15 protein-coding genes are annotated in these 13,029 nt (G+C 71.9%); 11 read left to right on the forward strand and 4 right to left on the reverse strand.

Annotated elements, in window-relative coordinates; all coding sequences use genetic code 11:
• Positions 1–11: 11 nt before the first annotated feature.
• From ACY34I_RS07390 to ccsB, 5 genes are read left to right on the forward strand one after another with little or no spacing between them, the layout of a single operon-like run.
• Positions 12–659: a histidine phosphatase family protein gene (locus tag ACY34I_RS07390; protein ID WP_462753710.1), complete on the forward strand. Its 648-nt coding sequence runs from the start codon at positions 12–14 to the stop codon at positions 657–659.
• Positions 659–1,231, forward strand: coding sequence for a TlpA family protein disulfide reductase (locus tag ACY34I_RS07395; protein WP_462753712.1), 573 nt, complete (start codon positions 659–661; stop codon positions 1,229–1,231). The genes ACY34I_RS07390 and ACY34I_RS07395 overlap by 1 nt, the downstream gene beginning before the upstream one ends.
• Positions 1,231–2,106, forward strand: a complete 876-nt coding sequence (locus tag ACY34I_RS07400) for a cytochrome c biogenesis CcdA family protein (RefSeq protein ID WP_462753714.1) — start codon at positions 1,231–1,233, stop codon at positions 2,104–2,106. The genes ACY34I_RS07395 and ACY34I_RS07400 overlap by 1 nt, the downstream gene beginning before the upstream one ends.
• Positions 2,106–3,719, forward strand: a complete 1,614-nt coding sequence (gene resB, locus ACY34I_RS07405) for a cytochrome c biogenesis protein ResB (protein ID WP_462753716.1) — start codon at positions 2,106–2,108, stop codon at positions 3,717–3,719. Before ACY34I_RS07400 ends, resB begins: the two co-directional genes overlap by 1 nt.
• Positions 3,719–4,723, forward strand: a complete 1,005-nt coding sequence (gene ccsB, locus ACY34I_RS07410) for a c-type cytochrome biogenesis protein CcsB (protein WP_462753718.1) — start codon at positions 3,719–3,721, stop codon at positions 4,721–4,723. The genes resB and ccsB overlap by 1 nt, the downstream gene beginning before the upstream one ends.
• Here ccsB and ACY34I_RS07415 read toward each other — a convergent pair.
• Positions 4,716–4,922: a hypothetical protein gene (locus ACY34I_RS07415; protein ID WP_462753720.1), complete on the reverse strand. Its 207-nt coding sequence runs from the start codon at positions 4,920–4,922 to the stop codon at positions 4,716–4,718. The genes ccsB and ACY34I_RS07415 overlap by 8 nt on opposite strands.
• A gap of 103 nt (positions 4,923–5,025) precedes the next feature.
• On the opposite strand from ACY34I_RS07415, the gene ACY34I_RS07420 reads away from it, so the two are divergent.
• The gene (locus ACY34I_RS07420) at positions 5,026–6,507 is read left to right on the forward strand and encodes an AAA family ATPase (protein WP_462753722.1); all 1,482 of its coding nucleotides are present in this window, start codon (positions 5,026–5,028) and stop codon (positions 6,505–6,507) included.
• A 9-nt stretch (positions 6,508–6,516) separates the two neighbouring features.
• On the opposite strand, the gene ACY34I_RS07425 is transcribed toward ACY34I_RS07420, so the two are convergent.
• Positions 6,517–6,987, reverse strand: coding sequence for a MarR family winged helix-turn-helix transcriptional regulator (locus ACY34I_RS07425; RefSeq protein ID WP_462753724.1), 471 nt, complete (start codon positions 6,985–6,987; stop codon positions 6,517–6,519).
• Positions 6,988–7,050: 63 nt separating this feature from the next.
• Between ACY34I_RS07425 and ACY34I_RS07430 the strand changes: the two genes are divergently transcribed.
• From ACY34I_RS07430 to mqnP, 3 genes are all read left to right on the forward strand, one after another.
• Positions 7,051–7,614: a carboxymuconolactone decarboxylase family protein gene (locus ACY34I_RS07430; protein ID WP_462753726.1), complete on the forward strand. Its 564-nt coding sequence runs from the start codon at positions 7,051–7,053 to the stop codon at positions 7,612–7,614.
• Positions 7,615–7,733: 119 nt separating this feature from the next.
• On the forward strand, positions 7,734–9,194 hold the full coding sequence (locus ACY34I_RS07435) for a menaquinone biosynthesis decarboxylase (protein ID WP_462753728.1): 1,461 nt from the start codon (positions 7,734–7,736) through the stop codon (positions 9,192–9,194).
• Positions 9,194–10,108 carry a menaquinone biosynthesis prenyltransferase MqnP gene (gene mqnP / locus ACY34I_RS07440; RefSeq protein ID WP_462753730.1) on the forward strand — a complete coding sequence of 305 codons (915 nt, stop codon included), beginning with the start codon at positions 9,194–9,196 and terminating at the stop codon, positions 10,106–10,108. The genes ACY34I_RS07435 and mqnP overlap by 1 nt, the downstream gene beginning before the upstream one ends.
• 34 nt (positions 10,109–10,142) lie before the next feature.
• On the opposite strand, the gene ACY34I_RS07445 is transcribed toward mqnP, so the two are convergent.
• Positions 10,143–11,108: a terpene synthase family protein gene (locus ACY34I_RS07445; protein WP_462753732.1), complete on the reverse strand. Its 966-nt coding sequence runs from the start codon at positions 11,106–11,108 to the stop codon at positions 10,143–10,145.
• 168 nt (positions 11,109–11,276) lie between these two features.
• Here ACY34I_RS07445 and ACY34I_RS07450 point away from each other — a divergent pair, with 168 nt between their 5' ends.
• Entirely contained in the window at positions 11,277–11,921 is a 645-nt protein-coding gene (locus ACY34I_RS07450; RefSeq protein WP_462753734.1) for a UbiX family flavin prenyltransferase, read from the forward strand.
• A 30-nt stretch (positions 11,922–11,951) separates the two neighbouring features.
• Here ACY34I_RS07450 and ACY34I_RS07455 read toward each other — a convergent pair whose 3' ends face one another.
• The gene (locus ACY34I_RS07455; RefSeq protein ID WP_462753736.1) at positions 11,952–12,218 is read right to left on the reverse strand and encodes a BldC family transcriptional regulator; all 267 of its coding nucleotides are present in this window, start codon (positions 12,216–12,218) and stop codon (positions 11,952–11,954) included.
• 270 nt (positions 12,219–12,488) lie between these two features.
• Between ACY34I_RS07455 and ACY34I_RS07460 the strand changes: the two genes are divergently transcribed.
• Positions 12,489–12,947 carry an Lrp/AsnC family transcriptional regulator gene (locus tag ACY34I_RS07460; RefSeq protein WP_148794041.1) on the forward strand — a complete coding sequence of 153 codons (459 nt, stop codon included), beginning with the start codon at positions 12,489–12,491 and terminating at the stop codon, positions 12,945–12,947.
• The last annotated feature ends 82 nt before the right edge of the window (positions 12,948–13,029 follow it).

Here is a 13,029-nt window from a genome sequence, read left to right on the forward strand (position 1 = left end):
GGGGCGCAGTCGTGAGCGAGACGGTGGTCCACGTGCTGCGGCACGGCGAGGTGTACAACCCGGACGGCATCCTCTACGGCCGGCTGCCCGGTTTCCGCCTCTCCGAGCTGGGCGTCCAGATGGCCAAGGCCGCCGCCCAGGCGCTCGCCGACAAGACCGTGGTGCACGTGGTGGCCAGCCCGCTGGAACGCGCGCAGCAGACCGCCGAGCCGATCGCCGCGCAGTTCGGCCTCCCGGTGGGGGTGGACGAGCGGCTGATCGAGAGCGCCAACTGGTTCGAGGGCAAGAAGGTCTCCCCGGGCGACGGCTCGTTCCGCGACCCGCGCAACTGGTGGGTGCTGCGCGACCCGGTCACCCCGTCCTGGGGTGAGGCCTACCGGGCCATCGCCGAGCGGATGTTCGCCGCGCTGCACGCCGCCCGGATCGCCGCCGAGGGGCGCGAGGCCGTGCTCGTCTCCCACCAGCTGCCCATCTGGACGCTGCGCCGGTACGTCGAGCGCAAGCGGCTCTGGCACGACCCGCGCAAGCGGCAGTGCGGGCTAGCCAGCCTCACCTCGTTCCACTTCGACGGCGCCAAGGTCGTCGGCATCGGATACTCCGAGCCGGCGGCCCACCTGATCGCGATCTCGCCGACCGCCCGGACGGCCAAGGGAGCCTGATGCTCACCCGGAGGCTCGTCGCCGCCCTGCTCGCCGCCGTCACCGCCGGGACGGCGCTGGTCGGCTGCTCCTCCGGAAACCAGGAGAGCCGCTGCTCGGACCGGAACGGCGTCATCGAATGCGCGCCCGACCAGCGGTCGACGGCCCCCAAGCTGGCCGGTGACCTGCTCACCGGCGGCCGGTACGACGTCGCCGACGCCCGCGGGCAGGTCGTGGTGGTCAACTTCTGGGGTTCCTGGTGCGCACCCTGCCGCGCCGAGGCCGACGACCTGGAGGCCACCTACCAGGCCACCAAGGCGTCCGGGGTCAGCTTCCTCGGCATCAACGTGCAGGACAGCAAGGACAAGGCGATCGCCTTCGAGGAGGGCCGGGTCACCTACCCGAGCCTCTTCGACCCGGCGAGCCGGCTGGCGCTGGCCCTGGACATCCCGCCGAACACCATCCCGGCCACCGTCGTGCTGGACCGCGAGGGGCGGATCGCCACCGTGATCCGGGCCGCCGTGACCCAGGACCGGCTGCGGCCCATCGTCGAGCGGATCGCCGCCGAGCAGCCGGCGTCCGGATCCCGTTGATGGGCGAGACGTTCCGCCAACTCGCCGAGTCCGGCCCGCTGCTGCTGGCCGTGGGCGCGGCGGCGCTCGCCGGGCTGGTCAGCTTCCTCTCGCCGTGCGTCCTGCCGCTGATGCCCGGCTACCTGTCGTACGTCACCGGGCTGGCCGGCGCCGACCTGGAGGGGCGGGCGGAGAGGAAGAGCCCCCGGTCGACGCCTCCGGTGGCGGAGGGGGCCCCTGCCAACCCGGCGGGCGGCGCGGACAGCAATGGCGGCGTGGCCGTCGCCGCGCCGCCGGCGGCCCGGCCGGTGGCCGTCGTGAAGGGGCGGGTGCTCGCCGGCACGCTGCTCTTCATCGCCGGGTTCACCGCCGTGTTCACCGCCACCGCGATCCTCTTCTCCGGCGTCGGCAAGCTCTTCTTCGAGTACGAGCGCACGCTGGAGATCGTCATCGGCGCGCTCATCGTCGTACTCGGCCTCGGCTATCTCGGGGTGATCCCCGGGTTGCAGCGCGAGTTCCGGATCCACCGGCTGCCCGCCGCCGGGCTGCTCGGCGCCCCGGTCCTCGGCGCGGTCTTCGCGCTGAGCTGGCTGCCGTGCACCGGCCCGACGCTCGGTGCGGTGCTCGGCCTGGCGGCGGTCGAGGGCAAGACCGACCGGGCGGTGCTGCTCGCCGTGGCGTACTGCCTCGGCCTGGGGGTACCGTTCGTCGTCTTCGGGCTGGGCTTCCACCGCCTGCTCGGGCTGTTCCGCGCCGTCCGGCGCAACAGCCGCTGGGTCACCCGCATCGGCGGCGCCCTGCTGATCCTGATCGGCCTGGCGCTGGTCACCGGCGGCTGGCAGAACTTCGTGATCTGGTTGCAGACGCACGTGGGCACGGGCGAGGTGAGCATCTGATGACGACCGTGGACGACCGACCGGCGGCCCCGCCCGCGCCCCGGCGCCGGGTCAACCCGGTGCTGGCCTTGCTGCGCAACTCGTGGCGGCAGCTCACCAGCATGCGTACCGCGCTGATCCTGCTCTTCCTGCTCGCGGTCGCCGCCATCCCCGGCTCGGTGCTGCCACAACGCGGGGTCAGCCCGGAGAAGGTCAACCAGTACTTCGTCGACCACCCCGACCTCGCCCCGCGCCTGGACCAGCTCGGCATGTTCGAGGTCTTCGGCTCGGTCTGGTTCTCCGCGATCTACCTGCTGCTCTTCACCTCGCTGGTCGGCTGCATCCTGCCCCGGGCGCGCGACCACGTCCGGGCGCTGCGCCTGCAGCCGCCGGCCGCGCCGAAGCGCCTGGAGCGGCTGCCGCAGCACACGGTGCTGGCGGCCCCGGCCGCCGCCGACCCCGAGGCGATCGCGGCGGTGCTGCGCCGCCGCCGCTGGCGGGTCGTGGTCCGCGGCAACGAGGTCTCCGCCGAGAAGGGCTACCTCAAGGAGACCGGCAACCTGCTCTTCCACGTCTCGCTGGTCGCCGTCCTGCTCGGCGTCGCGGTCGGCTCCTGGTACGGCTGGCACGGCAACCGGCTGCTGGTGGCGGGCGAGGAAAACGCCTTCTGCAACACCCGGCAGCAGTACGCCGAGGCGACGCTCGGCCCCCGGGTGGACAGCGCCGACCTGCCGCCGTTCTGCCTCAAGCTGGACAAGTTCGACGCGAAATACCTCCCGTCCGGGCAGGCCGCGCACTACTGGGCCACGGTGACCGTCGACCAGCCGGACGGCGCGACGCGGACCGCCGGTTTCTCGGTCAACTCGCCGCTGCGGCTCGGCTCGGCCAACGTCTACCTGCTCGGCAACGGGTACGCCCCGATCCTGAAGTACACCGACCGCTACGGCCGTACCCAGACCAGCACCGTGCCGTTCCTGCGTACCGGCGACGCGAACGCGACCGAGGAGGGGGTGGCCGCGTTCCCGGACGCGAACGTCGATCCGAAGACCGGCCAGCGTGCCCCCGATCAGCAGGTCGCCTTCGACGGGCTCTACCTGCCCACCGCCCCGGAGAGCGCGCCGTTCGTCGCGTCGCAGTTCCCCGAGGAGCGGAACCCGGCGGTGATGCTGGCCGCGTACCGGGGCAACCTCGGCCTGGACGCCGGCATCCCCGGGTCGGTCTACCAGCTCGACCAGCGGCAGATCGACAACGGCAAGCTCAAGCAGATCGGCAACAAGAAGCTGGGCCTGGGCGAGAAGTGGACCTTGGACGACGGCAGCACGCTGGAGTTCGTCGGCACGAAGCCGTACATCACCATCGCGGTCCGGTATGCCCCAGGGCAGATGCTGATGCTCGGCGCCTGCGTGACGCTGCTCGCCGGCCTGATGGGCTCGCTCTTCGCCCGGCGGCGGCGGGTCTGGTTCCGGATTTCGCCCCCCGAGGGCGGATCTCCGACGCACGGTAGTAGCTTGGTGGAGGCCGGTGGGCTGCCGCGCACCGAGCATCCGGGGTTCGCCGACGAGTTCGCGCAGCTCGTCGCCGCGGTCAGCGACGACGGGCGAAGCGACGGCCGGGCGCGAGAAGGGGTCGAGTGATGTCCGCACTCTCCGACCAGCTGGTCACGTACGCGATCCTGGCGTACCTGGTCGCGATGATCAGCCACGCCGTCGAGTACGCGCTCGGCAACGCCCGCGCGGTGTCGGTGAAGACTGCCGCGCCGGCCCGGGAGCTGGTCGGCGCCGGCGTCGGCGGCGCCGGCGGCCCGGTCGAGGCACCCGCCGCCCCGGCCAGCACCGCGCCCGCCACGCCGGCCGGGAGCCGGCCCAGCCGCTCGGCCGCCCGCGCCGCGCTCGCCGGGCGGATCGCCGGCTGGGTCACCGCGCTCGCCGTCGTCCTGCACCTGGGCGCGGTCGTCACCCGTGGCGTCGCCGCCGAGCGGATGCCCTGGGGCAACATGTACGAGTTCGTGCTGACGGTCACCTTCATCGGGGCCGCTGCCTGGCTCGCGGTGCTCTGGAAGCAGCCGTCGCTGCGCCGGCTCGGGCTCTTCCTGACCCTGGTCATGGTGCTGCTGCTGGCGTTCGCCGAGCTGAAGCTCTACGTGCAGGTCACCCCGCTGATGCCGGCGCTGCAGTCGTACTGGTTCATCATCCACGTGTCGACGATCATCTTCGCCTCCGGCATCTTCCTGCTCGGCGTGGTGCCGGCCGCGGCGTACCTGATGCGGGCCGGTTGGGAGCAGGGGCGGCGGAGCTTCCCGTACACCCTGGCCCGCCGGCTGCCGGCGGCGGCCGGCCTGGAGCGGCTGACCTTCGCGCTGCACGCCTTCGCCTTCCCGCTCTTCACCTTCGCGGTGATCGCCGGGGCGATCTGGGCCGAGGCGGCCTGGGGGCGGGCCTGGGGCTGGGACCCCAAGGAGACCTGGGCCTTCATCTCCTGGGTGGTCTACGCCGGCTACCTGCACGCCCGGGCCACCCCGAGCGTCAAGCGGAACGTGGCCACCTGGATCTCGATCCTGGGCTTCCTGACCATGCTGATGAACCTGTTCGGCGTCAACTTCTTCTTCACCGGCCTGCACTCGTACGCCGGCGTCAGCTGATCCCCGTCCGGCGTCGACGGGTGAGCACCCGGTCGACGCCCAACGTCACCTGGTAGGCGATCTCGGGAACGTCGGCCAGCTCGATCCGCTCGGCTCGCATGGCCAGTTGGGCGTGCAGCTCCCGGGCGACGGCGTCCCGGATCTCCGCCTGGAGTGGGGTGAGGCCGTCCGGGTCGCCCACCACGTACGCGTCACTCATCCTCGTACCGTCGCGTCACGAGGCGACCGTGTCTACTCCTGCGTTTGCAAAATGTAGGACTACACTTCTAAGAATTGTAGTTCTACGAAATGCGGTGGCCCTCGTGACTCAATTGTCGAAGCCGAAGGGGATCTTCGACCGGGACGTCGAGTGGGCAGAGTTGATCCGCTTCGCCGCCGACGAGCGCCCGGGCGCCACCCTCGGGGTCGTCAGTGGCCGACGCCGCCAAGGCAAGACATTGCTGCTCTATGAGCTGGCCCGAGCCACTGGCGGCTTCTACTTCGGCGCTACCGAGGCGACGGCGGCGGAGTCGCTGCGGCGGCTCGGCGAGGCGCTGGGTGCCTACACGGGTGCGCCGGGGCCGGTTCAGTTGGCCGACTGGAGTTCGGCGGTGGATGCCCTGCTCGCCCTGGGGCGGGAGCGCCCGGTGACCGTGGTGCTCGACGAGTTCCCGTATCTCGTGCGGGCTGCCCGGGACCTCCCATCGATCATCCAGCACGCCCTCACCCCCGGGCGGCCGGAGCGTACGCAGTCCCGTACCCGTCTGCTGCTCTGCGGGTCGGCTCTGTCGTTCATGGGTGGCCTGCTCGCCGGTTCCGCCCCGCTGCGCGGCCGGGCCGGCCTGGAGTTACCGGTACAGCCGCTGGACTATCGCGTCGCTGCCGCGTTCTGGGGTATCGAGGACCCGTTGCTGGCGGTGCAGGTCTTCTCCATCGTGGGTGGGACGCCGGCCTACCGGCGGGAATACGTCCAGGACGACGCGCCGAGCGGTCCGGAGGACTTCGACAGTTGGGTGGTGCGGGCGGTCCTCAACCCGGCGCGGCCGTTGTTCCGGGAGGCGCGCTACCTGCTGGCCGAGGACCCTGATCTGCGGGATGTCGCGCTTTACCACTCCGTGCTCGCGGCGGTTGCCGAGGGCAACGCCAGTCGTGGCGGGATCGCCGGTTACATCGGGCGTAAGGCGAATGACCTGCAACATCCACTCACCGTGCTGGAGGACGCCGGACTGCTGGTGCGGGAACCGGACCCGCTGCGGAGCGGACGCAGTAGCTACCGGATTACCGAACCGCTCATCACCTTCTACCAGGCGATCATGCGGCCTGCCTGGACCGCACTCGAGCAGCGTCGCGGCGCGGACGTGTGGCGCCGGTCGAGCCGTCGGTACACCAGTGCCGTCCTCAGTCCCCGGTTCGAGGAGATCGTCCGGCAGTGGGCAATCCGTTTCGCCGACCTGGACGTTTTCGACGGCATCGTCGCCGAGGCCAGCGCCGCGACCGTGACGGACCCGTCCACCCGAACCAGCCACGAGTTGGATCTCGTCGCGCTTGGCGAGCCGCCGCTCGGTGACGGACCGCGTCCGCTGCTCGCGATCGGCGAGGTGAAGTGGGGGCGGCGGTTGGGCCAGGCGGACCTGGACCGGTTGAGACACATCCGGGAGTTACTCGTCCGCCGCCCCGGGCTTGACGCCACCGACACCCGCCTGCTGCTCGCGACCGCGGGGGGCTTCACCGATGATCTTGTTCGCGTGGCATCGACCGATTCGGACGTCGTGCTGGTGGATCCCGCCCGGCTCTACACCGGCTGAGCCTGCGGTTCAGGCGCCGAACCAGCCGGGGACGTCGAGGCGGAAGACGTCGGCCGGGACCATCCGGCGCAGGTCGTCCTCGATGGCCGCGACCCGGTCGGCGCCCAGGGTGGCCGCCCAGCGGTCGCGGAGCTGGTCGAACACGACCGCGGACCGGCGCAACCCGTCCAGCCCCCGGTCGGTCAGCCGGACCAGCTTGCGCCGGGCGTCGGCGGGATCGTCGGCGCGGTCCAGGTAGCCGAGCGCCACCAGCCGGTCGACGGTCTTGCCCGCCGCCTGCTTGGAGACGCCGAGGCGCTGGCCCAGCTCACTGGCGGTGGTGCCGGCCGGGCCGACCGCCTGGAGTACGAAGCCGTGCACCGGGCGCAGGTCGGGGTGGCCCTGCCGGGCCAGCTCGGCGTGCAGGTCGTCGATGAGGGTGCGGAAGCCGGCGAGCATCAGCAGCGGGAGCGCGAAGCCGGGGCGGTCAGGCGTTGCCACGTTCGACAACCACGTTTACTATCTGGTCAACCACGTTGACTATCTTACGTGAGGGGTCCCGTCATGTCCCGACCAGTCTTCACCGCCCACACCCCCGACACCGCGCCCGCCGCCGCCCGTCCGGTCATGGCTGGCGTGCACCGCAAACAGGGCCACCTGCCCACCGCCGTGGGCCTGATGGCGGAGTCGCCCGAGCTGCTCAAGGGCTTCCTCGGCGCCACCGCCGTCTTCGAGTCCACTGACCTCGACCCGATCGCCCGGGAGGTGGTGGTGCTCACCGTCGCCACCCGCAACGAGTGCCACCTCTGCGTGGCCATGCATACCGCCACCCTGGCCGGGCGCGGCGGGACGCCCGAGCTGATCGAGGCGCTGCGTGCCGGCGCCGCACTGCCGGAGCCGCGACTGGAGGCGCTGCGCCGGTTCACCCTGGCCGTGCTCGATCACCGGGGCGGCGTCCCCGATGACGAGCTGGACGCCTTCCTCGCCGCCGGCTGGCGCCCCCGGCACGCGCTGGACGTGGTGCTCGGCGTCGGGACGTACACCATCTCCACCTTCGCCAACCGGCTCGTCGACGCCCCGCTCGACCCGCCGCTCGCCGCGTACGCCTGGGAGCCGGCGGCCGGCTGAGGGCGCGTGCGCCAACAGGGGGCCCCTGCTCTACCGGAGGCGTCGAGCGGGGGTCCTTCCTCTCACGTCACAGCACCCGGCGTGGGCGGGGTGGTGGGGGGTGCGGGAGGATGGCAGTCATGGCGGCTCGTGGCTTCCCGTACACCGATCTCAAGGACTTCCTCGCGGCGCTGGAGCGCGCGGGCGAGCTGCGGCGGGTGAGCGTCCCGGTCGACCCCACGCTGGAGATCAGCGAGGTGGTCACCCGGACCGTGCGGGCCGACGGTCCGGCGCTGCTCTTCGAGCGGCCGACCCGGGGCGAGATGCCAGTGGCGATCAACCTGTTCGGCACCGAGAAGCGGATGGCGATGGCGCTCGGCGTCGACTCGCTGGACGAGATCGGCGAGCGGATCGGCGGGCTGATCAAGCCGGAGCTGCCGGTCGGCTGGTCCGGCATCCGCGAGGGCCTCGGCAAGGTCATGCAGCTCAAGTCGGTGCCGCCGCGCAAGGTGAAGACCGCGCCCTGCCAGCAGGTGGTCTACCGGGGCGACGACGTCGACCTGAACCGGCTGCCCGGGCTGCAGGTCTGGCCGGGGGACGGCGGCATCTTCCACAACTTCGGGCTGACCCACACCAAGCACCCGGAGACCGGCAAGCGCAACCTCGGCCTCTACCGGCTCCAGCAGCACAGCCGGAACACGCTGGGCATGCACTGGCAGATCCACAAGGACTCCACCGCCCACCACGCGGTCGCCGAACGGCTCGGCCAGCGGCTCCCGGTCGCCATCGCGATCGGCTGCGACCCGGTCGTCTCGTACGCGGCCACCGCGCCGCTCCCCAGCGACATCGACGAGTACCTGTTCGCCGGCTTCCTGCGCGGCGAGCGGGTGGAGATGGTCGACTGCCTGACCGTGCCGCTGCAGGTGCCGGCGCACGCCCAGGTGGTGCTGGAGGGCTACCTGGAGCCCGGCGAGCGGCTGCCCGAGGGCCCGTTCGGCGACCACACCGGCTTCTACACCCCGGTCGAGCCGTTCCCGGTGCTGCACGTCGAGACGATGACCATGCAGCGCGACCCGGTCTACCACTCGATCGTCACCTCGAAGCCGCCGCAGGAGGACCACGGCCTGGGCAAGGCCACGGAGCGGATCTTCCAGCCGCTGCTCAAGCTGCTAATCCCGGACATCGTCGACTACGACCTGCCGGCCGCCGGGGTCTTCCACAACTGCGCGATCGTGTCGATCCGCAAGCGCTACCCGAAGCACGCGCAGAAGGTGATGAACGCGATCTGGGGCGCGCACCTCATGTCGCTGACCAAGCTGATCGTGATCGTCGACGAGGACTGCGACGTGCACGACTACAACGAGGTCGCGTTCCGCGCCTTCGGCAACGTCGACTACGCCCGCGACCTGATGCTCACCGAGGGGCCGGTGGACCACCTCGACCACGCGTCGTACCAGCAGTTCTGGGGCGGCAAGGCGGGCATCGACGCGACCCGCAAGCTGCCCGCCGAGGGCTACACCCGGGGCTGGCCGGAGGAGATGACCATGTCGCCCGAGGTGGTGTCGCTGGTCGACAAGCGCTGGAAGGAGTACGGGATCTGATGGCCGCGGTCGCCGAGGCCCCGGTGGAACACCCGGGCCGGGTCAAGTCCTTCCTCAAGCTGGTCACCATCGAGCACTCCGTGTTCGCGCTGCCGTTCGCGTACCTGTCCGCGCTGACCGCGATGCGGGTCCACGGCGGGCAGGTCCGCTGGCTCGACCTGCTGCTGATCACCGTGGCGATGGTCGGGGCGCGGACGTTCGCCATGGCCGCCAACCGGATCCTCGACCGGCGGATCGACGCGCGGAATCCGCGTACCGCCAAGCGGGAGTTGGTGACCGGGGCGGTGAGCGTGCGGACGGCCTGGACCGGCGCGGCCGTCGCACTGGTGGTCTTCCTCGCCGCCGCCGCCCTGCTCAACCCGCTCTGCCTGGCGCTCGCGCCGCTCGCCGTGATCCCGCTGGTCGTCTACCCGTACGGCAAGCGGTTCACCAACTGGCCGCACGCCATCCTGGCGATCGCCCAGGCGGTCGGGCCGGTCGGCGCCTGGCTGGCGGTCACCGGCACCCTCGCCGGCTCCGGGCCGGCCTGGCTGCTCGGCGCGGCCGTGGGCCTGTGGATCGGCGGCTTCGACCTGATCTACGCCTGCCAGGACGCGGACGTCGACCGGAAGATCGGGGTGCACAGCGTCCCGGCGCGCTACGGGCTGCGCTTCGCGCTGCACGCCTCCACCGTCGCGCACGTGGTGACCTTCGCGCTGTTCATCTGGTTCGGCGCGCTGGTCGGCTTCGGTTGGCTCTGGTGGATCGGTTTGGCGTTCACCGCGCTCGCCTTCGGCTACCAGCACCTGGTGGTCAGCCCGACCGACCTGAGCAAGGTCAACCGGGCGTTCTTCACCGCCAACGGCTTCGTGGGCATCGCCCTGTTCGTGTTCGCCCTGCTCGACCTGGTGGTCCGCCTCGGCCTGCGGCCGTGAGTCGGAGGTCAGCGGGCGGTGCCGTGAGCCCGCGTCAGCGGGCGGAGCCGACCGGGTAGCGGGCGCTCTCCAGGGTCCAGTCGACGGTGCCGCGGACGGCGTTCGAGACGCCGTCGACGTGGACGGCGACCGACTCGTCCAGCGCCGGACCGAACGACGGTACGGCGGCGCGCAGCGCCATGAAGCGGGCCATCTCGGTCCGCCAGCGGTCGGCGACCAGCGCCACCGCGTCCGGCACCGGCACGCCCCGCTCGGCGGCCATCGCCAGCACCAGGTTGTGGCCGCCGGCGGTGGCCCGGTCCCGGTCCAACGAGGCCAGGTCGTTGAACCAGGAGAGCAGGTCGTTGGCGAGTTCGGCGAGCCGGCGCAGCGCGGGATGGTGGTAGACCGCGTCGGGCAGGGGTCGGCCGGCCGCGAACTCGATCAGCGGATACGACACGTACGCGGCCGAGGTGGCCCGGCGCAGCGCCACGTACTCCTCGATCCCGGGGGGTCGGCCGGCGGCCTTGGCGGCCGCCTCCCGCCCGGCGCCGTCGAGGTGGTCGGCGACGGCGTCGGCGAAGCGCAGCCGCCAGCGGGCCGGCATCCGTCGTCGCGGCTCCCGCCACGCCTGCACCAGCAGCCGCCGCAGGGGACCCGAGAAGCCGGGATGCCGGGCCCGGGGACCCTCCCGGAGCAGGGCCAGCGTCCCGTCCCGCAGCGCCCGGATCCCTGCCGGATCGGGTCGCCCCGGCCCGTCGCACAGGTCGTCGACCAGGAAGAACCAGGCGAACAGGGCGGCCAGCGCGCGCAGGTCGGGCTCGGCGGCGCCCGGGTAGAGCCGGCCGGCGTACCGGGCGAAACCGGCCCGGGCCAGCCGCTCCCGGGCGGCGGCGTCGCGGAGCAGGCCGAGCCGGTCGAGCTGGTCGACCAGCCACTCCTGCACCCCGTCGGCGTAGGGCGAGAGCCGGGGCCGGATCGGGCAGTCGGACCGCAGCGAGCGGAGCACCGCTTCCGTCATCACCGATCCCTTTCTGGGCATGGATGATCGTCGGAAGCATGGCAGGTCGCGAAGCGGCTCGCCGCCCCTGTTGGACATCGGTGCTTGTCGCGGGACAAGCAGGACGGTCCGGACGTGCCGCGGGGGTCCCCGCCCGGCCGCCCGGCCGGACCAGGCACGCTTGACGGTATGCGTGAACCATGGGTGGTCGGCGTCTCCGGGGCCTCCGGCACGCCGTACGCGGCCGCCGTCGTCCGGGGCCTGCTCGACGCCGGCGAGGCGGTGGACCTGATCGTCTCCCGGGCCGCCCGGCTGACCATCCTCGACGAGACCGGCCGCGCCTTCCGGGACGCGCACTGGGTCGAGGACCTGGCCGCCTGGCTGGGCCGCGACCTCGCCGACGCGGACCTGCGGCACTGGCCCGCCGGCGACCTGGCGGCCGGCCCGAGCAGCGGCTCCTACCGGGTACGCGGGATGGCGGTGGTCCCGGCGAGCACTGCGGCCTGCGCGGGCATCGCGATCGGCCTCTCCAAGGACCTCTTGCAGCGCGCCGCCGAGGTGAACCTCAAGGAACGGCGGCCGGTGGTGGTGGTGCCGCGGGAGACCCCGGTGACCCGCAGCCACCTGGAGCATCTCATCGCGCTGCACGACGCCGGTGCGGTGGTGCTGCCCGCCAGCCCCGGCTTCTACGGCGCCGGCGCGGCGGCCTCCGCCCAGCAGTTGGTCGACTTCGTGGCCGGCAAGGTGCTCGACTCGCTCGGCGTACCGCACACGCTCTTTCGTCGGTGGTCGGGTGAGCTGGCCGCGTCCCGGCGGGACGCGGACCGGGCCTGACGGCCGGCCCGCGTGCCGATCGGTACCGACTCAGTACATGCCAGCGTTCGCCGGTCCGGGGCCGGTCGAGGCGGTCGGGCCCATGTTGCGCGACTTTCCCATGTCCTCCGACTCGTCCAGCATGCCCTCCCCCTCAAGCAGGGCCCGTACCTCCGATTCCCGAAACCGGCGATGCCCGCCTGGAGTCCGGATGCTGCCTATCCGCCCGGCCGCTGCCCATCTCGTCACGGTCTTCGGGTCAACCCGAAACAGCGCGGCGACCTCACCCGGTGTCAGCAGGCGATCTCCAGTGTCCACAGCCCCCTCCTCGCATCGACGAAGCCCCCGGCTGAACACACTGCCCCCGGCCGGTGCGAGCCCAGAGCCGTCATGAGGGACGTATGGCAATTACAGCACCAGCGACCTGGCCTGTCCGCCCAAACGCGAAAAACGCACGGAAGTGAGAAGTTAGTAAATGGTACCGGCCGAGAACTGCCCTGACTGCTGGTTTGTGAACCGTTACATGACGTCATGTTCAACTGTTACCGACCGTCGGGCGTTACGCCCGAACGGATAGGGTGACACTCCGTGGACGCGATCGACCTGAGCCTCGTGGAGCTGCTGCGCGGCAACGCCCGCCTGTCGTACGCCGAGCTGGCCCGCCAGGTGGGGCTCTCGGCGCCGGCGGTGCACGAGCGGGTCGGCAAGCTCGAGTCGAGCGGGGTCATCCGGGCGTACCGGGCCGAGGTCGAGCCCGAGGCGATCGGGCTGGCGGTCACCGCGCTGATCGGCATCGTCGAGGATTCCAACGCCGACACCGACGACGTGCTGGAGGCGTTCCGGCAGATGCCCGAGATCGAGTCCTGCTACTTCATGGCCGGGGTCGAGTCGTTCCTGCTCAAGGCCCGGGTGGGCACCATCGCCGAGCTGGAGCAGCTCATCGTGCGGTTGAACCGGACGCCCGGGGTGGCCTCCACCCGTACCGGGATCGCTCTGTCGACCAAGTGGGAGAACCGCCCCCAGCCGGTCGAGCCGTCCGCCTCCTGACCGGCTCGTTTACGGCCGTCCGCCGGCCGGCGGTGCCGGTCGAGACCGAGCGGCCGGTCAGTCGCCGGGACAGGGGACCTCT

The sequence above is a fragment of the Micromonospora sp. RTBAU3-60 genome (assembly GCF_054963695.1).

Bases quoted from the DNA above. Each gene is read 5' to 3' on its own strand.
- ACY34I_RS07450 (WP_462753734.1), top strand. From the start codon at position 11,277: ATGCGTGAACCATGGGTGGTCGGCGTCTCCGGGGCCTCCGGCACGCCG.
- ACY34I_RS07415 (WP_462753720.1), bottom strand. From the start codon at position 4,922: ATGAGTGACGCGTACGTGGTGGGCGACCCGGACGGCCTCACCCCACTC.
- ACY34I_RS07400 (WP_462753714.1), top strand. From the start codon at position 1,231: ATGGGCGAGACGTTCCGCCAACTCGCCGAGTCCGGCCCGCTGCTGCTG.
- resB (WP_462753716.1), top strand. From the start codon at position 2,106: ATGACGACCGTGGACGACCGACCGGCGGCCCCGCCCGCGCCCCGGCGC.
- ACY34I_RS07445 (WP_462753732.1), bottom strand. From the start codon at position 11,108: ATGACGGAAGCGGTGCTCCGCTCGCTGCGGTCCGACTGCCCGATCCGG.
- ACY34I_RS07435 (WP_462753728.1), top strand. From the start codon at position 7,734: ATGGCGGCTCGTGGCTTCCCGTACACCGATCTCAAGGACTTCCTCGCG.
- mqnP (WP_462753730.1), top strand. From the start codon at position 9,194: ATGGCCGCGGTCGCCGAGGCCCCGGTGGAACACCCGGGCCGGGTCAAG.
- ACY34I_RS07395 (WP_462753712.1), top strand. From the start codon at position 659: ATGCTCACCCGGAGGCTCGTCGCCGCCCTGCTCGCCGCCGTCACCGCC.
- ACY34I_RS07430 (WP_462753726.1), top strand. From the start codon at position 7,051: ATGTCCCGACCAGTCTTCACCGCCCACACCCCCGACACCGCGCCCGCC.
- ccsB (WP_462753718.1), top strand. From the start codon at position 3,719: ATGTCCGCACTCTCCGACCAGCTGGTCACGTACGCGATCCTGGCGTAC.